The 22,056-nt window shown below is 63.1% G+C and carries 21 protein-coding genes; 9 read left to right on the plus strand and 12 right to left on the minus strand.

The genetic code is table 11. The features are described from left to right. Nucleotides 1–17: 17 nt before the first annotated feature. Nucleotides 18–680 carry a nicotinate-nucleotide adenylyltransferase gene (locus MUY37_RS00135; protein ID WP_499193465.1) on the minus strand — a complete coding sequence of 221 codons (663 nt, stop codon included), beginning with the start codon at nt 678–680 and terminating at the stop codon, nt 18–20. A 255-nt stretch (nt 681–935) separates the two neighbouring features. Here MUY37_RS00135 and MUY37_RS00140 point away from each other — a divergent pair, with 255 nt between their 5' ends. Next, entirely contained in the window at nt 936–2,093 is a 1,158-nt protein-coding gene (locus MUY37_RS00140) for a M23 family metallopeptidase (protein WP_499193466.1), read from the plus strand. Nucleotides 2,094–2,109: 16 nt separating this feature from the next. Further along, nucleotides 2,110–2,493, plus strand: a complete 384-nt coding sequence (locus MUY37_RS00145) for a bactofilin family protein (RefSeq protein ID WP_115415605.1) — start codon at nt 2,110–2,112, stop codon at nt 2,491–2,493. Nucleotides 2,494–2,597: 104 nt separating this feature from the next. On the opposite strand, the gene MUY37_RS00150 is transcribed toward MUY37_RS00145, so the two are convergent. From MUY37_RS00150 to MUY37_RS00170, 5 genes are all read right to left on the minus strand, one after another. Next, nucleotides 2,598–4,271, minus strand: a complete 1,674-nt coding sequence (locus tag MUY37_RS00150) for a long-chain-fatty-acid--CoA ligase (protein WP_499193467.1) — start codon at nt 4,269–4,271, stop codon at nt 2,598–2,600. 95 nt (nt 4,272–4,366) lie between these two features. After that, nucleotides 4,367–5,092 (minus strand): DUF1013 domain-containing protein, encoded by a 726-nt coding sequence (locus tag MUY37_RS00155; RefSeq protein ID WP_499193468.1) that lies wholly within the window; start codon nt 5,090–5,092, stop codon nt 4,367–4,369. A gap of 104 nt (nt 5,093–5,196) precedes the next feature. Next, nucleotides 5,197–6,183 carry a glycosyltransferase family 4 protein gene (locus MUY37_RS00160; RefSeq protein ID WP_499195091.1) on the minus strand — a complete coding sequence of 329 codons (987 nt, stop codon included), beginning with the start codon at nt 6,181–6,183 and terminating at the stop codon, nt 5,197–5,199. 92 nt (nt 6,184–6,275) lie between these two features. Continuing rightward, the gene (locus MUY37_RS00165; RefSeq protein ID WP_499193469.1) at nt 6,276–7,160 is read right to left on the minus strand and encodes a UDP-2,3-diacylglucosamine diphosphatase; all 885 of its coding nucleotides are present in this window, start codon (nt 7,158–7,160) and stop codon (nt 6,276–6,278) included. A 100-nt stretch (nt 7,161–7,260) separates the two neighbouring features. Then, nucleotides 7,261–8,238: an NAD(P)H-quinone oxidoreductase gene (locus MUY37_RS00170; protein WP_499195092.1), complete on the minus strand. Its 978-nt coding sequence runs from the start codon at nt 8,236–8,238 to the stop codon at nt 7,261–7,263. Nucleotides 8,239–8,379: 141 nt separating this feature from the next. Here MUY37_RS00170 and MUY37_RS00175 point away from each other — a divergent pair, with 141 nt between their 5' ends. The 6 genes from MUY37_RS00175 to MUY37_RS00200 all read left to right on the plus strand — a co-directional run bounded on the left by MUY37_RS00175 (nt 8,380) and on the right by MUY37_RS00200 (nt 14,774). After that, a complete protein-coding gene (locus tag MUY37_RS00175; RefSeq protein ID WP_499193470.1) occupies nt 8,380–8,580 on the plus strand; it encodes a DUF1192 family protein in 201 nt (66 codons plus the stop codon). A 129-nt stretch (nt 8,581–8,709) separates the two neighbouring features. Beyond that, nucleotides 8,710–11,094 carry an ATP-dependent Clp protease ATP-binding subunit ClpA gene (gene clpA, locus MUY37_RS00180; protein WP_499193471.1) on the plus strand — a complete coding sequence of 795 codons (2,385 nt, stop codon included), beginning with the start codon at nt 8,710–8,712 and terminating at the stop codon, nt 11,092–11,094. A gap of 66 nt (nt 11,095–11,160) precedes the next feature. Then, nucleotides 11,161–12,165 carry a ligase-associated DNA damage response exonuclease gene (locus tag MUY37_RS00185; RefSeq protein WP_499193472.1) on the plus strand — a complete coding sequence of 335 codons (1,005 nt, stop codon included), beginning with the start codon at nt 11,161–11,163 and terminating at the stop codon, nt 12,163–12,165. Next, entirely contained in the window at nt 12,158–12,655 is a 498-nt protein-coding gene (locus MUY37_RS00190) for a DUF5946 family protein (protein WP_499193473.1), read from the plus strand. The genes MUY37_RS00185 and MUY37_RS00190 overlap by 8 nt, the downstream gene beginning before the upstream one ends. Then, nucleotides 12,655–14,247 carry a cisplatin damage response ATP-dependent DNA ligase gene (locus tag MUY37_RS00195; protein WP_499193474.1) on the plus strand — a complete coding sequence of 531 codons (1,593 nt, stop codon included), beginning with the start codon at nt 12,655–12,657 and terminating at the stop codon, nt 14,245–14,247. Before MUY37_RS00190 ends, MUY37_RS00195 begins: the two co-directional genes overlap by 1 nt. 20 nt (nt 14,248–14,267) lie before the next feature. Further along, nucleotides 14,268–14,774, plus strand: coding sequence for a DUF1993 family protein (locus MUY37_RS00200; RefSeq protein WP_499193475.1), 507 nt, complete (start codon nt 14,268–14,270; stop codon nt 14,772–14,774). Here MUY37_RS00200 and MUY37_RS00205 read toward each other — a convergent pair. Genes MUY37_RS00205 through MUY37_RS00230 form a run of 6 tightly spaced genes read right to left on the minus strand, consistent with a single transcriptional unit; the run spans nt 14,771 to nt 19,303 of the window. Then, nucleotides 14,771–15,049: a DUF167 domain-containing protein gene (locus tag MUY37_RS00205; protein ID WP_499193476.1), complete on the minus strand. Its 279-nt coding sequence runs from the start codon at nt 15,047–15,049 to the stop codon at nt 14,771–14,773. The two genes, MUY37_RS00200 and MUY37_RS00205, sit on opposite strands and share 4 nt — an antisense overlap. Next, nucleotides 15,030–15,602, minus strand: a complete 573-nt coding sequence (locus MUY37_RS00210) for a gamma carbonic anhydrase family protein (RefSeq protein ID WP_499193477.1) — start codon at nt 15,600–15,602, stop codon at nt 15,030–15,032. Before MUY37_RS00210 ends, MUY37_RS00205 begins: the two co-directional genes overlap by 20 nt. Continuing rightward, entirely contained in the window at nt 15,599–16,156 is a 558-nt protein-coding gene (locus MUY37_RS00215) for a GNAT family N-acetyltransferase (RefSeq protein WP_499193478.1), read from the minus strand. Before MUY37_RS00215 ends, MUY37_RS00210 begins: the two co-directional genes overlap by 4 nt. After that, nucleotides 16,149–16,706 (minus strand): GNAT family N-acetyltransferase, encoded by a 558-nt coding sequence (locus tag MUY37_RS00220; protein ID WP_499193479.1) that lies wholly within the window; start codon nt 16,704–16,706, stop codon nt 16,149–16,151. The genes MUY37_RS00215 and MUY37_RS00220 overlap by 8 nt, the downstream gene beginning before the upstream one ends. Continuing rightward, nucleotides 16,699–17,697, minus strand: coding sequence for a porphobilinogen synthase (hemB, locus tag MUY37_RS00225; protein WP_499193480.1), 999 nt, complete (start codon nt 17,695–17,697; stop codon nt 16,699–16,701). The genes MUY37_RS00220 and hemB overlap by 8 nt, the downstream gene beginning before the upstream one ends. Before the next feature lie 37 nt (nt 17,698–17,734). After that, nucleotides 17,735–19,303: a peptidoglycan DD-metalloendopeptidase family protein gene (locus MUY37_RS00230; RefSeq protein WP_499193481.1), complete on the minus strand. Its 1,569-nt coding sequence runs from the start codon at nt 19,301–19,303 to the stop codon at nt 17,735–17,737. A 242-nt stretch (nt 19,304–19,545) separates the two neighbouring features. Between MUY37_RS00230 and MUY37_RS00235 the strand changes: the two genes are divergently transcribed. Continuing rightward, the gene (locus MUY37_RS00235; protein ID WP_499193482.1) at nt 19,546–22,050 is read left to right on the plus strand and encodes a helicase-related protein; all 2,505 of its coding nucleotides are present in this window, start codon (nt 19,546–19,548) and stop codon (nt 22,048–22,050) included. Nucleotides 22,051–22,056 lie beyond the last annotated feature (6 nt).

Genomic DNA, 22,056 nt, shown 5'->3' on the forward strand with positions numbered 1-22,056 from the left:
GGAAGGAACAACGCGCATCATGGCGCGGTGGTTTCCTCCCCCGACAAAATCATACGATGTGTCACTTGGTCCCTCGGAGGCGGCCCGGTGTAACGTGCGGCCCAATCGGGATCGGCGCGGCGAATGGCCGTGGCCGATCGTTCATCGGGATCGAAACGCAATATCACCAGTGCCGGTGCGCTCCATTCGCCCCTGTTCACGAAGCTGGACAGGGGCACGGAAAAGCGCCTCAGCCAGGCCATCGCGGGGCTCGCGATAGCACCCGCATTATAGCCCGGTCGGGCGATGACCGCAATCGGCATCCTTCGCGCGATCCCCCGCCAGTCCTTCCAGCGGTGGAATTGCGCGAGATTGTCCGCCCCCATCAACCACACGAAGTCATATCGGGGGTAGCGCCGACCCATCGCACCGAGCGTATCCACGGTATAGCGCGTTCCCAGCTCTCGTTCGATCGCGGTCACGCGGATCGGCGCGCGTCGGGCCTGGTCCATCGCCGAACGGACGCGGACATCGAGCGGCGCCATGCCCGCTTTAGGCTTGAGCGGATTGCCAGGCGAAACCATCCACCAGATTTCATCGAGCGCGAGGGCGCGGAGGACGAATAGCGAAATCCGCCGATGGCCGCCATGCGCCGGATTGAAACTGCCGCCCAACAGCCCGATTCGCCGCCGAACGTGCATCAAAACCTAGTCCGGAATTTTTTGTCGTTTTTATACAATGGGTTGGCAGGCCCTGTGTTGGCGCGAGCCAAGTCTTTGGTAAACCACGATTTACGCTTTGGCTCCTCGCATATTTCAGAGGCCGGGTCGTCATCGAACGACTCGTCCCGCTTAAGCTTCAACTCGTGGATTCTTCGGGAACCGCGATTCGATTTCATCGGCAACCTTTGTTAGCGCTCGTCACGGGACGTTAAAGACCATAAGGGACGGGTCGTTTTGAGCAACAAGATTGCCACGAGTGGCTGGGGGAGCCGCGTGCGAAGCTGGTTTCCCGATCGCGAATTCTTCATGCGATCGGAAGGGCAGGTTCGCTTCATCACCATTTCATCGAAAGTCCAGATGACCGTCGCCGCCATTGCTTTGGCGGCGCTGATCGTTTGGGCCGCTTCGATGGCTGTAGCTGGCTGGACTCAATATCGGGCGACTGCCGATCGGCTTTCCTTGCTCGACCGCGAAGCGAAGGTTGCCACCGCGACCGAGCGCGTGAACGCGTATCGCGAAGACATCGATGCTGTCGCGACAGACCTGGTGAAGCGCCAGGAATTCATCGAGGACATGGTGTCCTCGCTACCGGATGATGTGAAGTCGGTCGCCAAGGTGAGCAATTCGGCGGGTGAAGCTGCCGCCACCGTCGACAAGGTCAGCCTGTCGATTCCGGAGGCTACCGCACTTGCGCGGATCGAAGCCCGCCAGCTTGCTTTCGTCGAAGGGCTGACCCGCTATGCCGACTGGCGCTCCCAGCGCGCTGCCGCCGCACTCAAGTCGCTCGGCCTCAATCCCGACACCATGATCCGCAATGCCGACCGCAGCGCCATGGGTGGTCCGCTGGAAAAGCTCGTGACCAGTGCCGATGGCACGATCGACCGGCGTTTCGAGCGGCTCGGCCTGTCGATCGCGCGGATGGCGGCACTCGAACGGGGCCTCGCAGGTGTCCCGCAGATCACCCCGGCGCGCAAGGACATGATTTCGAGCGGGTTCGGCTATCGGCGCGATCCCTTCACCCGCCGCGGCGCCATGCATAAGGGTCTCGATTTCAAGGGCGCAATCGGCACGCCGATCCGCGCCGCTTCGACCGGCCGGGTCAGCTTCGTCGGTTGGAAGGGTGGCTATGGCAAGACTGTCGAGATTACGCACGGCAATGGCCTGATGACACGGTACGCCCATATGTCGCGCTTCGAAACGAAGGTGGGTCAGCGCGTGGAAGCGGGCGACACCATTGGCGCGATCGGCAATACCGGCCGATCGACCGGACCCCACCTCCATTTCGAGGTTCGCATCAATAATCGCGCGGTCAACCCGCGCACCTTTCTGGAGACTGCCCCCAATGTTCTCGAAGAAATCCGGCGAGCTCCCCAATTCGCCTCAGCCGAATAATCCGGGACGCGAACGCATGGCCAGCAAGGGCAATTCCACATTTTCCGTCTTCGGTTCCGACACTGCGATCACCGGCGATATCAAAGCCTCCGCAGACCTGCACATCGACGGATCGGTAGAGGGCGACATCAGTTGTTCGTCGCTGGTCCAGGGCGAAACGAGCAGCGTGAAAGGCGCTATCGAGGCTGAAAGCGCACGCCTTGCAGGTACGATCGAGGGCTCGATCGCGGCGCGCGAGCTGGTCATTCTCAAGACCGCGAAGATCACCGGCGATGTCTTTTACGATGCGCTTACGATCGAACAGGGCGCACAGGTCGAAGGGCGGTTCGCTCACCGCGACGCGCGGGCCAAGACGCCCGCACAGTCTGCGGGCAAGCCGGAACTCGCCGTGGCCGGCTGAGCAGGTTCAGTTTGGAGGGGATGAGGGCCGCCTGCGCAACGACGCCGGCGGCCTTCTCTTTACATTCCGTCGCGGCCACTCGCCTTCGGCGGGAACGCGCCGGTTCAGTCCAGAACCTCGGCGCGCAAGGCCTTGCGGTCGAGCTTGCCGATCATCGTTTTTGGAAGCTCGGTACGGATCACGACCTCATCGACCCGTTCATGCTTGCCGATGCGCGCGTTGAGCCAGCCGCGAAGCTCTTCCGCGGTTGCCTGCCCTTCTGCCTCCAGCGTGACATAGGCTACCGGCACTTCGCCCCGATACTCGTCCGGACGGCCGATAACCAAAGCCTCCTTGATTGCCTCATGTTCGACCAGCACGTCCTCGACCTGGCTGGGAAAAACCTTGAACCCACCTACGGCGATCATGTCCTTGATACGATCGACGATCTGGAGGAACCCATCCTCGTCCACTGTCGCAACGTCGCCGGTACGCAGCCACGTCTTGCCGTGATGTTCGATGAAAACGTCTTTGGCGGCTTCGGGCCGATTCCAATACCCCTGCATGATTTGCGGGCCATGAAGCGCGAGTTCTCCCGGTTCCCCGTCAGCTACGACAATCGCGGGATCCTCCTTGTCGAGCAGCAGAACCTCGGTCTGCATCAAGACCTGGCCGATGGTTCCGGGCTTGCGCGTCCCTTCATAGGGATTGGCCGAGACCACGCCCGCGCTTTCCGTGAGACCGTAGCCTTCGACCAGTCGCACCCCTGTCGCCGCTTCGAATTTTTCGCGCAAGGGGCCAGGCAGCGGTGCGCCGCCGGAGATGCATATTCTGAGGCTGGAAAGATCGGTCTTGGCCAGATCCGGATGGTCGAGCAACGCCTGGAACATGGTGGGCACCCCGGGAAAACCGGTCGCGCCATATTTCTCTATCGTTTCGAGCACTTGCTTGGTTTCGAACCGCGGGACCATCGCGATCGACGCCCCCGTCACCACCGCGTGGTTGAGCAAGGCCGTGTTGGCGAAGACGTGAAAGAAGGGGAGCGCGCCCATGAACACTTCGTTCGCCGGATCATCGAACGGGTTGAGACCGGCGGTTTGCTGCGCGTTGATGGAAAGGTTCGCATGGGTAAGCATCGCGCCCTTGGGCGTGCCGGTCGTCCCGCCCGTATATTGGAGGAGCGCGAGCGACTGCGGATCGACCGTCGGAAGCTGTCCGCCTGACCTTTCGCCCTGCTTCAGCAACTCGTCCCAGCGGAGAATATCCGCACGATAATCGACCTTCGCCACTTTGCTGCGAGCGAACAGCCGCAGGGCGATTCCCTTGAGCCTGGGGAGCATTTGCGAGAGCGAACTGACGACCAGCGTTTCAAGCTCGGAACCGCGCAACACCTCTTCCGCCGTTGCGTAGAGTTCGGGCACATCGACGGTGACGAGCAGACGCGTGCCGGAATCGGCAACCTGCTCCTCCAGTTCCTCGACCGAATAGAGCGGGGAAAAATTGACCACCACGGCCCCCGCCATCATCGCCCCGTAATACCCCACCACGTAGCTCGGCACATTGGGCAGGAACAGGCCGACACGGTCCCCTTCGGCAATACCCCGCGCCTTGAGGGCATGAGCGAAAGCCTGCGCGTCGCGATAGAGTTCGGAATAGCTGTAAGTGCGACCGAGGAAGTGCAGCAATGGCGCCGACGGAGAGGCCTGGGCCGTCCGCGCGAACATATCGGGAAGCGCGATCGGTTCGAAACGCGTATCCCATGCGACCGGGTGGTGGTTCGGCAACTTGCTTACATCCATGTCAGTAGCATGGAGTATTGCGCTTTAAACGCAAGCAAAAAGGCGGGAGAAGCTCGTGCCTCTCCCGCCTCGTGAAATACTGGGTGCCCTTGGTGTCAGGCTTCGCCGGTTTCCCCGGCTTCGTCCGCCTCTTCCGCTGCGCGCTTGGCCTCAAGCCAGGCGGCCGCCTCGGCTTCCTGCGCCGCTTCGGCGGCAGCCTTTTCATTGGCGTCGCGTTCGGCGCGCAGCTCCTCGATCAGCTTGTCGCGATCGCTCGTGCCGGTCGGTGTCGCCGGAGCGGTCTCGTCTTCAGCCGGCAGGTTCTTGGCCGCCTTAGCGACCACCGCATCGAGTTCGCGTTGCGAACACAGGCCGAGCGTGACGGGGTCCTTGGGCTGAATATTCTGGATGTTCCAGTGGCTACGCTCGCGAATCGCCGTGATCGTATTGCGGGTGGTGCCGATCAATTTGCCGATCTGCGCATCGGAGATTTCCGGGTGGCTGCGCAAGATCCAGGCGATGCCATCGGGCTTGTCCTGACGTTTGGAAACCGGTGTGTAGCGCGGCCCCTTGGTGCGGCTGACTGCCACAGGTGCGCGCTGCATCTTCAGCTTGTATTCGGGATCGGCCTGGCCCCGCTCGATCTCTTCCTGCGTCAGTTCGCCCGAGTGGACAGGGTCGCGCCCGGTATATTTGCTGCCCGCGAGATCGTCGGCCATAGCCTGCACTTCGAGCAGGTGGAGGCCGCAGAATTCGGCGATCTGCTCGAAGGATAGACCGGTGTTGTCGACCAGCCAGGTGGCGGTCGCATGCGGCATCAGCGGTTTGGGTTGGTCGGCCATGAACGTGCCTTTTCTCGTCATGCGAAAATAGAAGGGCCGCCCCTCGCGGGACGGCCGTTATCGTGCCGATGTAGGCGAGAGTGGCGGATTGGGCAAGCGTTTCGCTAGGCAGCGGGCAGTTCTTCCCTCTCCAGGGTCGCAAGCCCGTCGAGAAACTGGCCGGTGGCCGCAGCCCAACTGAAGCCGGCCCCATATTCGGCGCAAGCCCTGCGGTCGCAAAACAGGGCGGCAGCAATCGCCCGGTCGAGGTCTTCGCTCAGCGCCCCCACCTCGTCGGTCACGATATCGCGCGGTCCGGCAACCGGATAGGCTGCCACCGGAATGCCGCAGGCAAGCGCTTCGATCATGACCAGGCCGAACGTGTCGGTCCTGCTGGGAAACACGAAGACATCGGCCCCTGCATAGCAGCCCGCGAGATCGCGGCCGGACCGCCGACCCAGAAAATGCGCTTCGGGAAATCTGTGCTTGAGCGAAGAAAGCGAAGGCCCGTCGCCGACCACGACCTTGCTGCCGGGATAGCTGCTATCTAGAAAGGCCTCGACATTCTTCTCCACGGCGACCCGCCCGACATAGAGCTGGATCGGTTTCGGCAGGCCCGCATATTCGGGCGGCGGCGACGCATCCGGCGTGAAGCAGGCAAGATCGACTCCCCGGCTCCAGCGGTGCAGCCGCGCGAGGCCGTGAGCGCGCAGTTCTTCGCAAATGCTCTCGGTCGCCACCAGCACGCGTTTGGCCGGACGGTGAAACCAGCGAATGTAGTGCCAGAACCACTCTGCCGGCAGGCGAGTGCGTTTGGCCAGATAATCCGGGAATTGCGTGTGGTAGGCAGTGGTGAAACATATTCCGTGGCGAGCACAATGACGCCGTGCCGCCATGCCGAGCGGTCCCTCGGTCGCGATATGGATCGCCTCCGGCGCAAATTTGCGCAAGCGGGTCGCGACCGCTCCCGGCAGGGCCAGCGCAAGCCGGATCTCGGGATATGTCGGGCAAGGAACCGATGCGAACTGGTTGGGCGAGATCACCATCACCTGGTGGCCTTGCCGTGACAGTTGCTCGCATGTCGTGGTCAGAGTGCGCACCACGCCGTTCATCTGCGGCAGCCAGGCATCGGTAACGATAGCGATCCGTTGCGGAGGCGTGGGCGGAATCCCCGCGGTTCGGGCCGGTGCCGCGATCGACAAGGTCACGCAGCCTCCCGGACTTTCGTCTTGGCGTCAGTCCGCCCGGTTTCGCGCCGCGCGACTTCGTCGGGCCAATTGAGGATTTCCATGGACCCGTCGAAATGCTCCACCAGGGCATTGCACCCCTCCACCCAGTCGCCATCGTTCCAGTATTCGACGCCATCGAAATCACGGAACTCGGCAGTGTGGATATGGCCGCAGACGACGCCGTCGACCCCGCGTTCAGCCGCTGCGCGCGCGACAACCTCCTCATATTTCGAGATGAACTCGACCGCGTTCTTGACCTTGTGCTTGGCGGCCTTGGAGATAGACCAATAGGGAAGACCCAACCGGTTGCGCGCGGCCGCCACCCAGTTGTTGAGCTTCATCATCAAATGGTACGCCGCGTCGCCGATGAAGGCGAGCCAGCGGTGCGCCAGCATGATGGTATCGAATTCATCGCCATGCAGCACCATCAGGCGCCTGCCATCGGCAGTGGTGTGAAAGGCTGCGCGCATGATTTCGACCCCGCCGAAATTCATGCCGCTGAAGGGCCGCACCATCTCGTCGTGATTGCCCGGAATGTAGATGATCCGCGTACCGCGCCTGGCACGCCGGAGAATGCGCCAGACGATGTCGTTATGCTCGGCAGGCCAGTAGACCTTTTTCTTCAGCCGCCAGCCATCGATGATATCGCCGACGAGATACATCGTTTCGCTGTCGGTATGATCCAGGAAATCGATCAGCAGCTCGTGATTGCAGCCTTTGGTGCCAAGATGCACATCGCTGATCCAGATCGTGCGGAACTTGCGCCTTTCGCCAACGACCCGTTCGGGCACGCTGGGCTTGATCGACGGGAAATTCGCAACCTTGTGAGCAATGTCGAAATTTCTGGGCAGATCATTCATGGTCATGGCCCCCGACCAGTGTCGGCATGGTCATGACGCATGATTGTTACATGCGATTCACAGTACCATTACGGATCGGCGACAAAATGTCCGTGGCGCGTCAGGAGCCGGAGACCGCCAGGACGATTTTCCCGATATGGTCACCCGCTTCCATATGCTCATGCGCGGCCCCCGCCTTCTCGAGCGGGAAGGTCCGATCCATTACCGGAGCCACCGTGCCGCCTTCGAACAGCGGCCAGACATGCTTCTCGATTTCGTCGGTAAGGAGCGCCTTGAATTCGTCGGAACGCGGACGCAGTGTCGAGCCTGTGAGAACCAGGCGTTTGCGCATGACCGTGGCCATGTTGATTTCGGCCTTCAGCCCGCCAAGCACCGCGATTGTCACATGGCGTCCATCGGGTGCCAGACATTCGATGTTGCGGGCAACGTAAGCGCCCGAGACCATATCGAGCACGACATCGACGCCCGCGCCTTCGGTAAAGGCCTTCACCTCCTCGACGAAGTCCTGGGTTTTGTAATTGATCGCGAGATCGGCGCCGAGTTCCCGAATGGCCCGGCATTTTTCCTCGCTGCCCGCAGTGGCGATCACTGTAATATCGAACGCCTTGGCCAACTGGATTGCCATCGTCCCGATGCCGCTGGTGCCGCCATGGACAAGCAGCGTGTCGCCATCGCCTGCCCAGCCGCGTTGAAAAACGTTATGCCATACAGTGAAAAGCGTTTCCGGGATCGCTGCGGCGACATCGAATGGCATCGCTTCGGGCAGTTGCAGGCAATGCCCCGCTTCGGCCAGACAGTATTGCGCATAGCCCCCGCCCGAAACGAGCGCGCAAACCCGCCGCCCGAGCATTTCAGGCATGACGCCTTCCCCCAGCGCAGCGACCGTCCCCGCAACCTCCAGTCCCGGGATCGGCGACGCGCCCGGCGGCGCCGGGTAGAAACCCTGTCGTTGGATGACATCGGGCCGGTTTATGCCCGCATAGGCGACACGGATCAGCACCTGGTTTTCACCCGGTTGCGGCACGGGGAGGGTTTCCGCCCGCAGCACTTCAGGCCCGCCCGGCTCGTCGAAACCCATTGCGGTCATCGTCTCGGGCAAATCTGCTGCCACCTGTGCCCCCATTGTCGTGTCATCCCCCGTGGCATCGCGGCCACGCGACGGTGCAATACCGCGCGACCCCGTTGACAGCAACCGCGCAGAATTGCGAGACTGCTCGCAATGGATACTGACGAGAGTCCCCGCCCGCGAGGCGATGCCGCGAGCTTGCTCGCCACGGAAGATCTCGGCCCTTATTCGCAGGACGAACTGGAAGCGCGCATCGCGCTGCTCGAGGCCGAAATCGTGCGGGTGGAAAAGCACCGCCTTTCCGCGGCCGCGCACCGCGACGCGGCCGAAGCATTGTTCGGGCGCAAGGATTAGTTCGCGGTGAAGGGGCTGCAAAATCCGGCCTCAATGCCCATATCGAACGCGCATACAGCATTGGCTAACCTTCGGCCCATAAGCTGTCCTGTCATCGCCCCGCGCGAGTCCCATGAGAAAGACATCTGAATGCCCAGCTTCGCCGCTAATCTCGAAAAGACCCTCCACGCAGCGCTGACCGATGCAGGCGAACGTCGGCACGAATATGCGACGCTCGAGCACCTGTTGCTGGCGCTGATCGACGATGAGGATGCCGCGCAGGTCATGGCCGCATGCGGCGTCGATCTGACCGAACTCACCGCGGTGGTGAAACAATATCTGGAGCAGGAATACCAGTCGCTGCAATCGGACGAGAGCGCCGATCCGCAGCCAACAGCGGGTTTTCAGCGCGTGATCCAGCGGGCCATCCTGCATGTTCAATCTTCGGGCAAGGATACGGTAACGGGAGCCAATGTGCTGGTGGCGCTGTTCTCCGAGCGCGATAGCTATGCGGTCTATTTCCTCCAGCAGCAGGATATGAGCCGTCTCGACGCGGTCAGCTTCATCAGCCACGGCATCGGCAAAGGCGGCAAGCAGATCGAGAACCGCCCGCCCGACGGCGCAGAGAACACCGAGACGCAAAGCGAGGACAAGCCCGGCGAAAAGGGCAAGAAGGAAACCGCGCTCGACCAGTTCACGGTCAACCTCAACAAAAAGGCCGAGGACGGGCGCATCGATCCGCTGATCGGTCGCGGACCCGAAGTCGACCGGACCGTCCAGATCCTCTGCCGCCGCAGCAAGAACAACCCGCTCTATGTCGGCGATCCGGGCGTGGGGAAGACCGCGATTGCCGAAGGTCTGGCGCGAAAGATCGTCGAAGGCGAAGTGCCCGAAGTGCTGCAGGACGCGGTGATCTATTCGCTCGACATGGGAGCGCTGCTGGCGGGAACGCGTTATCGCGGCGATTTCGAGGAGCGCCTGAAGCAGGTGGTGAACGAGCTCGAGGGCATGCCCGAGGCCATCCTGTTCATCGACGAGATTCACACGGTGATCGGGGCGGGCGCTACCAGCGGCGGGGCGATGGATGCCTCTAATCTGTTGAAGCCGGCGCTTTCCAGCGGTGCGATCCGCTGCATCGGTTCGACCACCTACAAGGAATTCCGCAACCACTTCGAGAAAGACCGCGCGCTGCTGCGCCGGTTCCAGAAGATCGACGTGAACGAGCCGACGGTGGAGGATACAATCAAGATCCTCAAAGGCCTGAAAACCGCGTTTCAGGATCACCACCAGGTCACCTATACGGCCGATGCGCTGAAAACCGCAGTGGAGCTTTCGGCGCGCTACATCAACGACCGCAAGCTGCCCGACAAGGCTATCGACGTGATCGACGAGGTCGGTGCGATGCAAATGCTGGTTCCACCCAGCCGCCGCAAGAAGAAGATCACCGCCAAGGAAATCGAGGCCGTGATCGCCACGATGGCGCGGATCCCGCCGAAATCGGTCAGCAAGGACGACAAAAAGGCGCTCGAGAATCTCGAACGCGATCTCAAACACGTCGTCTTCGGCCAGGACCCGGCGGTGCACAAACTGTCGACCGCGATGAAGCTCAGCCGTGCGGGTCTGCGCGATCCGGACAAGCCGATCGGCTCTTTCCTGTTCTCCGGCCCCACCGGCGTCGGCAAGACCGAAGTCGCGCGCCAGCTCGCGAGCATCATGGGCATTGAGCTCAAGCGCTTCGACATGTCCGAATATATGGAGCGGCACAGCGTCAGCCGTCTGATCGGCGCGCCTCCGGGTTATGTCGGCTACGACCAGGGCGGCCTCTTGACCGATGCGGTCGACCAGAACCCCCACTGCGTCCTGCTGCTCGACGAAATCGAGAAGGCGCATCCGGACCTGTTCAACATCCTCTTGCAAGTCATGGATAATGGTCGCCTGACCGATCATCACGGCAAGACAGTCGATTTCCGCAACGTCGTTCTTATCATGACCACCAATGCCGGCGCCGCCGACATGGCGCGCCAGGGCATCGGCTTTGGCGATGTGAGCAAGGAAGACGCAAGCGAAGAAGCCGTGAAGCGGATGTTCACCCCTGAATTCCGCAACCGCCTCGATGCCATCGTGCCCTTCGGCTACCTCGGCAAGGAAACGGTCGCCCGCGTAGTCGACAAGTTCATTCTTCAGCTCGAACTCCAACTGGCCGAGCAGAATGTGGATATCCAGTTCGACAAGGATGCGCGTGCCTGGCTGGCCGACAAGGGCTATGATCGCCTCTACGGCGCCCGTCCGATGGGCCGCCTGATCCAGGAAAAGATCAAACAGCCGCTGGCCGAAGAACTGCTGTTCGGCAAGCTGGCCGACGGGGGCGAAGTGTCGGTGACACTGAAGGACGGCAAGCCAAGCTTCGAACTCACCCCGGCTCCGCCGAAGACAAAGCGCAAGCCTCCCGCGAAGAAGAAGGCTGCGAAGGGCACCGCGGCGCCCAAGAAGCCGGAAGCCGATACCGAAAGAGGCAAGAACGAAACGAAGGGCTGACCTGCGGCCGGGGCTGGACAGGAGCGCTCGCGGGAACGCTTGCCCCCCTGCCCGCTTGAGTCGGGAGTGAGCACAGACTTCTCCTGGATTCGCCCCGAGCCGCACGGCATCCATATCGTCCCCGCCGATTGCTGGGTCGATCCCAGCCGTGCGGTAGCCAAGGCGCTCGTCACCCACGGCCACGCCGATCATGCGCGCGGCGGGCATGGGCAGACCGTAGCAACGCCCGAAACTCTGGCGATCATGAAGTTGCGCTATGCAACTTCGGACGGGGCCACACCGGTTGGATATGGGGAAACCATCAAATTGCCCGGCGGAGTGGATGCGACGTATATCCCCGCTGGACACGTGCTCGGCAGCGCACAGATCCTGCTCGAACATGCGGGCGAACGCGTGATCGTGACCGGCGATTACAAGCGCCGCGCGGACCCGACCTGCCCGCCTTTCGAAGCCACACCCTGCGACATATTCGTCACCGAGGCGACCTTCGGGCTGCCGCTGTTCACCCATCCGCCGATCGAGGAAGAGATGGCCAAGCTGCTCGACCGGCTGGCCGCGCATCCCGAACGCTGCGTGCTTGTCGGGGCCTATGCGCTCGGCAAGGCGCAACGGGTAATCGCCGAGCTGCGCGGTGCAGGCCATCACGAACCGATCTATCTACACGGCGCGCTGGAGAGGATGTGCCGCCTTTATGAGGAACACGGTGTCGGTCTGGGCGAGCTGCGCTTGGTAGCGGATCATACGAAGGAGAACATGCGCGGCGCGATCGTCATGTGCCCACCCTCCGCGCTCAACGACCGTTGGAGCCGCCGCTTGCCCGAGCCGATCACTGCCATGGCGAGCGGCTGGATGCGCGTGCGCCAGCGCGCCCGCCAGCGGAATGTCGAGTTGCCCCTGGTCATTTCCGACCATGCCGACTGGGGCGAACTCACGCGCACCATTGCAGAGGTCGACGCATATGAAAACTGGATCACGCATGGTCGCGAGGATGCTCTGCTGCGCTGGTGCCAACTTCACCAACGCCGCGCCCGGGCACTCGCGCTCGTGGGCTATGAGGACGAGGATGACTGATAGCGATACTTGCCCTGGTTGCGGCCTCGTCGCGTCAGCAGAGCAGGGGGCAACCCACACCTACATGATCTCGTCGGCGGCATGCTGGCGGCGCTATAGTGCCATTCTGGGTCGCGAGTATTCCACACCTGCCCTGATGCCGACCCACTTTCTCACAGTCGATGCTTTTGCAGTCCAGCACCCTGGCGACCGTGGCGACCGGAGGGCTCGCCAATCGGTTTGGCTTCATCTCGCGGGGCTCCATGCCGTCCTGCGACAGGGCCGCGAACCAGAATACAGATATGCTCTGTTGAACAAGCTAGCTGATGCCGATTGCGACTGGCCGGACCAGCCTGACCATGCCCCGTTCCCACTGGTTGCTGGAGACATCTGTGTAGAACTGGCGGTGGAAAATCACATCGAGATCGTGCGGCGCTGGGCGGACACGGCGCTCGCCTCCTATGAAGAGGCGGTGCCCGATCTTGGCACCCGGCTCGCAGCAATCGCCTGATGGAAGAATTCGCCGCCCTGGTCGATGCGCTGGTCTATACGCGCAGTCGCAATGAGAAGCTGAGGCTGATCGCGGAGTACCTGCGCGCCACACCCGACCCAGACCGCGGCTGGGCGCTCGCGGCGCTGAGCGACGGGCTCGACTTTCCCGCCGTGAAGAGCTCGGCCATCCGCAATTTGATGAAGGATCGCGTCGATCCGGTGCTGTGGACGCTGAGCCGCGATTTCGTCGGCGATACGGCCGAGACGGCAAGCCTTTTATGGCCTGCGCCCGATAGCGAACCCGATCCCCCGGGCGTGTCCGAAGCCGTGGAACTGCTTTCGGCGATGACCCGCAAGAGCGTTCTGACCGGATTGCCGAACCTGTTGGACCGGCTCGACGCGTCGGGCCGCTATGCATTGCTCAAGCTCGCGACGGGGGGGATGCGCATCGGTGTCTCTAGCCGGCTGGCCAAAACCGCCTTCGCGCAGGCTTTCGAAGTGTCGGTCGACCAGGTGGAAGAATATTGGCACGGCCTCGAGCCACCCTATGGTCCACTCTTCGCCTGGGCCGCGCATGGCCAGGCCCCGCCCGACATCGAGAACCTTCCCACTTTCCGGCCGTTCATGCTCGCCCACCCGCTGGAGGACACGGTGGTCGACCTCACCGACTATGCAGCCGAATGGAAATGGGATGGTATCCGCGTCCAATTGGTGCGCGCTGGCGAGGAAACGCGGGTTTACAGCCGCTCGGGCGACGACATCTCGGCGACTTTCCCGGAACTGCTCGATGTTCTGCCCTTCCCTGCGGTGCTCGATGGCGAGCTGCTGGTGCGCGGTTCGGCGCAGGGCGGCGAGGAAGGAGGCGCTGCCAGTTTCAATGCGCTGCAACAGCGGCTGGGGCGCAAGAAGGTGAGCAAGAAGATGCTGGCCGAGTTTCCGGCCTTCGTGCGCCTCTACGACGCGCTGTTGATCGAGGGCGAGGACGTGCGCGAACAGCCTTGGACCGCGCGCCGCTCGCGGCTCGTATCCCTGATGGCCCGCCTGCCCGAAAGCCATTTCGACATCAGTTCGGTGGTCCAGGCGCGCGACTTCGATCACCTCGCCGAAATCCGTGCAGGAAGCCGCGAAGACGCGATCGAGGGGCTCATGCTCAAGCGCCGGGACAGTCCCTATATCGCAGGGCGACGCGTCGGATACTGGTATAAGTGGAAGCGCGACCCGCTGCTGGTCGATTGCGTGTTGATGTACGCACAGCGCGGTTCGGGCAAACGCTCGAGCTTCTTCTCGGACTACACTTTCGGCTGCTGGGACGGCGATCCCGATACCGGCGCCGACCTGCTCCCGGTGGGCAAGGCCTATTCGGGCTTTACCGACGAAGAGCTCAAGAAGCTCGATCGGCATGTGCGCCAGAACACGGTCAACCGCTTCGGCCCGGTGCGCGAAACCGACAAGAGCCTGGTCTTCGAAGTCGCCTTCGACAGCGTGCATGAGAGCAAGCGGCACAAAAGCGGGCTTGCCATGCGCTTCCCCCGCATTCATCGCATCCGCTGGGACAAGCCGCCGCACGAAGCAGACCGGATCGAGGCTCTGCGGGCGCTAATCCGCGATTGAGGAGGGAACAGAGGATGGACATGAAGACGCTGGTGCTGGCCACCCATGCGAACATGCTGGGGACACTGGACGGGCTGGTCGCCAAAGCGGAAAACCACGCGAAATCCGCCGAGCTGCTGGGTGCGCGGCTGGCGGACGACATGCATCCGCTGTCGACACAGATCCGGTTCCTCTCGAACATGCCGGGGGAGGCACTGGAACGGCTCGGCCTGATAAGCTTCACCAGCCGCGAGGACGACCCGCAGACTTACGAAGAGGCGCATGCGATCATCGCCGAAGCGCGCGCGCTGGTCGAAGACGCCACACGGTTCAACTTCCCCGACGAAAACACCCCACTCGCAATGAACCTGCCAAACGGGATGACGTTCGATCTGACCGCGCAGGAGTATGTGCGCGATTGGGCGCTCGCACAGTTCTATTTCCACACCGTCGCAGCCTACGCCATCCTGCGCCAGGCGGGGCTTGAGGTCGGCAAGGCCGACTATGTGCCGCACATGTTCAAATATCTGCGCGAACCGGCGGCCTAGGCGGAAATAGCGAGCACTTTTTCCCGCGAAGTCGCGCCGCGCAATATGCGACAGCGTGACGCCGACATTCCAAGAGCGCGCGACACCAGCTTTTCGACGGCTGCATTCGCTTCGCCATCCGTAGGCTTGGCGCGGACCTTCACCAGCACCAGACCATCCTTGATAGCGATGCTTTCGGTGCGCGCGCCAGGTGTCACGCGCACACGCAATTGCCCTTGCTGGACGAGCGCGTGGAGGTCTTCCGCGTCGGGAAGATCAGGTTTTGGTCGCGGCATCGACCGCCACCGCATGGGCCTTGGCGTTTTCGGCATAATGCGCAACGCCGATGCGCATCCCGGCAATGGCTGCATCATCCAGATCGCGCATCTTGCGCGCGGGGCGGCCGCCCCACAGCTCGCGTGCGCCCATCACCTTGCCTTCGGTCAGCATGGCCCCGGCGGCGAGCATCGCATCCGAGCCGATCACCGCCTTGTTCATTGCGATCGCACCGAGACCGACGAATCCGCGATCCTCGATCGTGCAGCCATGGACCATCGCCATGTGGCCGATCAGCACGTCGTCGCCAATGATCAGCGGCGAACCGTCGGGATCGCCCGGTCGTTCGGGATCGCAATGGCAGACGCTTCCGTCCTGGATATTGCTGCGCTCGCCGATGACTATGCGGCTGACATCGGCGCGCAACACGCAATTGTACCAGACCGAGCTATCGGCGCCGATCTCGACATTGCCGATGATCGTGCAGCCCGGCGCGACGAAGGCGCTATCGTGAATTTTCGGCGTGTGGCCGTGGATCGGAACGATGGTGACGCCGGGGCGGCTCGCGGTCATCGGGTGTTCTCCCATTGCTCGTGTGTGAGCGAATACTGGATCGTCGGATTGTCTTCCGGCGGAAAGGCCGGGTCGGAAAAATCAAGATCTTCGCGGCGGACCATGCCGAGCTTTTCCATCAGTTTCCAGCTTCCGACATTGGCATCGCTGGTCAGCGCCACGACATGCGGTGCGCCCACGCGGGTGAAAGCCCAGTCGAGCACCGCCCGCATTGCCTCCCCGGCATAACCGCGGCGCCAGCGATCCTCGCGCACCAGCCAGCCCACCTCGTGATCGCCGACATTGGGCGCGAGCGGGTTGTCGACGCGCTTTATTCCGCAATGACCGACCATCTCGCCGGTGGCCTTCTCGATCATGAACAGAAAGCTGAAGCCTTCGCGTGCGTAGAGCGCCATGGATTTGGCATGCTTGGCCTCGATCTCGTACAATTCCTTGACGCCGCCAAGCCGCGCCATCACGCTCGGCGTGTTGAGCACGCGCATCTGCTCTTCCGCGTCGCTCTCTTCGATCGTGCGCAGGATCAGCCGATCGGTTTCGGCGATAATGTCAGCCACGAACGGCTTCCCACTCCGCCTTGTCGATCGAATAGACGATTATGACCGGGTTTTCCGTATCGAACTCATCATTCTCGAAATCGAGATCCTCGCGTCGGCGCATGCCGAGGCGCTTCATCAGGCCCCAACTGCCCTCGTTGCGCTGAACGGTGAGCGCGATCACCTCTTCCGCGCCGAAACGGTCGAAGGCCAGCTCGATCGAGGCCTGCGCCGCCTCACGCGCATAGCCCTTGCCCCAGGCATCCTCGCGCAAGCGCCAACCGGCTTCCATCATGCCGATCGGGCCGCCTGCCTGGTTCGAACGCTTGAGCCCGCAAAAGCCGATTATTTCGCCGTCTTCCTTTCGCTCGACGCACCAGAAGGTGTGCCCGTGCGCGCGTTCGTAGGAGAGCAGACGCTCCTGCGCGCCCTTGCGCTTCGCCTCGTCGCAAACGCCGCCGAGCCAGCGCATGACATTTACCGTGTTGGTGCCTTGCCAGAAACGCGGCCAGTCCTCGTCGCGCCAGTCGCGCAGAATCAGACGGTCGGTTTCATGCCGGAAATCACCCATTGAGGAGTTCCGCGGCGCGCGGCGCATGATAGGTCAGCACCCCGCTGCAGCCGGCGCGCTTGAAGGCAAGGAGTTTTTCCATCAACAGCGCATCGCGATCGCCTACGCCCGCTGCAGCCCCCGCCTCGATCAGCGCATATTCGCCGCTGACCTGGTAGGCGAAAACGGGCACCCCGAATTCCTGCTTTGCGCGCCAGATCACGTCGAGATAGGCGAGCCCCGGCTTGACCATCACGCTGTCAGCACCCTCGGCGATGTCCATCGCGATCTCACGTAGCGCCTCGTCGCCATTGGCCGGATCCATCTGGTAACTCTTCTTGTCACCTTTCAGCAGTCCGCCCGAGCCCACTGCATCGCGGAATGGACCATAAAAGGCGGAAGCGTATTTCGCCGAATAAGCCATGATCTGAACATTGGGATGCTGGTTCATTTCCAGCGCCATGCGGATCGCCTTTACCCGCCCATCCATCATATCCGACGGCGCGACGATGTCCGCACCGGCATTGGCCTGGTTGACCGCCTGGTCGACCAGCACGGCAACCGTATCATCGTTGACGACATAACCCGCCTCGTCGAGCAGGCCGTCCTGCCCATGGCTGGTATAGGGATCGAGCGCCACGTCGGTGAGAATGCCGAGATCGCTGCCGCAGGCATCACGCACCGCCTTGATCGCCTGGCACATGAGATTGTCGGGGTTGAGCGCCTCGGCCCCATCGTCGCTGCGCTTTTCGGGCTGCGTGTTGGGAAACAGCGCGATGCAGGGAATGCCGAGATCGACCGCCTCTTTCGCGCGCTTCGCGATCCCGTCGACCGACCAGCGCGAGACGCCGGGCAGGCTTGTGACCGGCTCTTCCACGCCCGATCCGTCAGTCACGAAGAGCGGCCAGACCAGATCGGTCGGCGTAAGCACCGTTTCGCGGTGCATCGCCCGGCTCCAGCCGGTGGCACGGGTGCGACGCAGGCGGGTAGCGGGGTAGCTTGCGTTGGTCATGGCGCCGCTCTGCCGCAAGCGCGCGCGCGGTGCAATCTCAACTGTTCTTGGGCGCCGACAGCTTGTCGATTTCGCGCTCCGGCTCCTGCGCGGCGAGTTCGGCTGCGGTCTGTTGCAATTCGGCCAGCGCGGCCCCCGGTTCGACTGTTTGCATCTTGTCGAGAGTATCCTTGAAGCGGCGCAGCTCGGCTCCGGCGAGTTGGGAGCGGGTCACATATGTGACCGAGGCAGGATTGATCGCCCGGCCACCACGATACATCTCGTAATGCAAATGCGGCCCCGTCGACAGGCCGGTCGATCCGACATAGCCTATCACCTGGCCGCGCCGCACGGTTTGCCCCCGGCGGACAGCAATGCGGCTCATATGGCAATAACGCGTGTCGAGCCCGCCACCATGGCGCAGCCGCACGGCATTGCCGCAACCACCCATCCGCCCTGCACCGGTCACGCGGCCATCGGTGACGGCGACGATCGGGGTGCCGTGGCGAGCCTTGAAATCCAGGCCTGCATGCATGCGCCGATATCCCAGGATGGGATGACGGCGCATGCCGAAGCGCGAGGTTGTCCGGCCGGGAACAGGAGCCATGAGACCACCGCGCTGCTCGCCGACACCCGACGCCTCGTAGAATTCGCCTCCCTCGCCCCAGCGCATCAGCTGTACGCGCGGCTTCTGATCGCGTTCGAGCCCGGCATAAAGCAACTGGCCCGCCTGACGTTCGCCCGTGGCCGCGCGGCGATGCGCGACGATGAAGTCGAACGTGTCCCCCGAACCTACGTCACGGTCCAGGTTCACATATTGGCCAAGCGTTTTGAGATAGGCCTGCACGGCGCTGGCCGGCGCGCCCGCAGCCCTCGCCGAGCGATACAGACTGTCCCCGACCACACCCCTGATACGCAGCGGTGTCTCGTCCACCCGAATGACTTTCTGCGTCAGCGACAGTTCGGTGCCCTTGTCGAACCGCCCGATATCGAGCGCAAGGTCGAAACGCGCGCGAAAGGCTATCGATTCGACAGGGCGGGGTTCGCCGGGTGCGGGGCGGCGTCCCAGCGCGATGTCGAATTTCGTTCCGGGCTTGAGGTCGTCCAGCGCAATCGCACCGCCGACGAGTTCGGTCACCCGTACAGTGTCGGCTCTCCCGACACCTGCCCGCCGCAACATGCGTTCGAAACTGTCGCCTTTGGCCAGGGTCGCGACCATTTCCAACCTCGGTCGCTCTGGCGCGGAGGCCAAAGGAGCGACAAGGGCAGTCGCGCCCATATGCCGCCCGCTATCCGCGCCGAGCGCCAGAGGCATGATCATCTGGCTGCGATATTCGTCGCGCACCGCATCGTCGATATGGGTCGGTGCCGCCGCTTCCAGCGGGGCGAAACTCGGCCAGAACGCCAGCGCCGTGCCCGACAGGCCAATAAAGGTCGCGAACCCGCGAAGCCACCGTTTGCTACCGATATCGCTGCCGAGGTCCGGCACGAGATCGAACGCCGCCAGTCGGCCGGAAAGCTGTTCGTATACAGTCTTGAGAGAAAAGGATGGGGATTCGACAGGAGGGGCGATCTGATCATGCGCGAGCGCGGCAGCGGACTGACCAAAACCGCCCGATTCGGTCATTCTCCCCGCTCCATATGTGTCCGCGTGGGACCTGTACACGTCTCGTGTCCCTTCCAGTTGGCCGATCCGGTGCGAACGGATATGGCGCGCGCCCCTTCTTGCGAATCCTTTGCCCGTCGTGCCTGCCAAAACAAAGTAAAGCCGGGCTTAACTTGCGATCATGCGAGTCCGGATTGCGGTGAATCGATGCGAAGGCGCGGCGCGCGGTTGCACCCGTGATCGCGCACTGCCACTTAGGGGGCGTGCAGGGTAGCGCGATCAAGGCGGTCCTCGGACCAACCAATACCGGCAAGACGCATCTGGCGATCGAGCGCATGGCGGCGCATTCGAGCGGCTGCATGGGCTTTCCGCTGCGCCTGCTCGCGCGCGAAGTCTACGAACGGGTCCGCGCGATCAAGGGCGACAATGCCGTGGCGCTGATAACCGGCGAAGAACGGATCGAGCCCAAGGGCGCGCGCTATATGTGCTGTACGGTCGAGGCGATGCCGCGCGACGGGGCGGGCGCAGCTTTCGTCGCGCTGGACGAAGCCCAGCTTTCCGCCGATCGCGAGCGCGGTCACATCTTCACCGATCGCCTGCTTAATTTGCGGGGGCGCGAGGAAACGATGCTGCTGGGCGCCGGCACGCTCGAACCGCTGGTTCGGCAACTGGTGCCGCAGGCGGAAATTTCCGAGCGACCGCGGTTCTCGACGCTGACGCATATCGGTCCGCGCAAGTTATCGCGCCTGCCGCCCCGGAGCGCGATCGTCGCCTTCAGCGCCGAGCAAGTCTATGCGGTGGCCGAAATGCTCCGCCGGTTTCGCGGCGGCGCGGCAGTGGTGATGGGCGCGCTCAGTCCCGAGACGCGCAACAAGCAGGTCGCGCTGTTCCAGAATGGCGAGGTCGACTACATCGTCGCCACCGACGCGATCGGCATGGGGCTCAATCTCGATGTCAATCATGTCGCCTTTGCGGGCCTAACCAAGTTCGACGGAATGCGAATGCGACGGCTGCTGCCAGCGGAAATGGCGCAGATTGCCGGACGCGCGGGCCGCCACCAGCGCGATGGCACCTTCGGGACGCTCTCGGGAACGAACAAGCATGGTGCACCGCCGGAATTCACCGAGGAAGAGGTCTATGCGATCGAGGAGCACCGCTTCGCGCCATTGACTCACCTCTACTGGCGCGAGCCCGAACCACGTTTCGACACGCTCGATACGCTGATCGGCGATCTCGAGGCGCCACCGGGCGATCCCGCCCTGCGCTTGGCGCCCGAGGCGATCGACCTGGCCACGCTCAAGCGCCTTGCAGAGGAACCTGTCGCGGCCGATGTGCGCGGGCACGGCGCGGTCCGGCGGTTCTGGGAAGTCTGCTCGCTGCCCGATTTCCGGCAGCGCGGTCCCGACGTTCATGCGCGTTTCGTCGCGCGCCTGTGGCAGGATCTCGCGCAGGGCTATATCGGTGCGGACTATGTCGCCGCGCGGATCAGCGAACTCGACAATATGGCCGGAGACATCGATACGCTGCAGGGGCGGATCGCGGCGATTCGCAGCTGGGCCTATATCTGTCAGCGACCCGATTGGGTGCTGGCGCGGGACGAGATGGCGTCGCGCGCGCGGGCGGTAGAGGCAAAACTGTCGGACGCGCTGCATGCGCGGCTGACAGAACGATTCGTAAACCGGAGGACGGCGATCCTGATGAAGTCGCTAGGACAGGATGCAGGCATGTTGCCGATTGAATTGAGTGATGCGGGCGAGGTTAGCGTGGAAGGCGAAGTGCTGGGCCATGTCGAGGGGCTCCGCTTCACCGTCGATTCCTCCGCCCGGCACGAGGACCGCCGCATGTTGCTGGCGGCTGCCGAGAAGGCGCTGCCCAGACTGCTCGGCGGGAAGGCCGAAGCGCTCGCATCGTCGGATATGGACAATATCGAGCTGGCAGGCGGGGCCATCCGCTGGAACGGACAGGAGCTCGCGATGCTCGAGCATCGCGATGGCACGGTGACACCGCTGGTAAAGCCCGTGCGGGAAGTCGCTGCGCTTCCCGAGACCGCGCGCACCAGGCTCTTGGCAGCACTGGAGGCCTGGCTCGCCAAGACGCTCGAACCGCTCGCCCCGCTGGAAAAGATGCACCATGCGGCAAGCAATCCCGATGCCGGGTCACAAGCCCGCGCGCTGCTCCTCAACCTGATAGCGGGGGGTGGCTACGTCACCCGCGAGAAGGCGGGGATCGAGCATCTGCCCAAGGAGATGCGGCCCTTCCTGCGCAAGATCGGCGTGACCTTCGGTGCGCTGGATATCTTCGCTCCCGCGCTGCTCAAGCCGGCACCACGCCGACTACTCCACGCGCTCGGGCTCGACCGGCGGCCCCTGCAAGAGGCGATGCTCCCGGTGATCGTCGACGCGAAGAAGCTGCCTTCGGGCTATCGCCATGCGGGCAGCCAGGCGATTCGCATCGATCTGGCGGAAAAAATCCTGCGCGCCGCGCATGAAACGCGCGCCAAGGCTCAGGCCAAAGACCGCAAGCGCAAATTCGTGCTGGACTATGCCCTCCCCGTTTCGATCGGTCTGGAAGAAGCGAATATCGCGCGGTTGCTCGGCAATGCGGGTTTTCGCGTCCAGAAGGCCAGGCCTCTTCCCGAAGGGCAGTTCGGGCCGCCCCGGCCCGACCGCTGGGAATGGCGCCCTTCGCGCCGCAAGCAGGAACGCTCCAGGCCCGCTCAGCCCCGCGAGGGCAACGCCTTCGCAGCGCTTGCCGATCTGGTACGTTGATGGCGG

Source organism: Qipengyuania sp. ABI-127-1 (assembly GCA_022953095.1).
Classification (GTDB): Bacteria; Pseudomonadota; Alphaproteobacteria; order Sphingomonadales; family Sphingomonadaceae; genus Qipengyuania.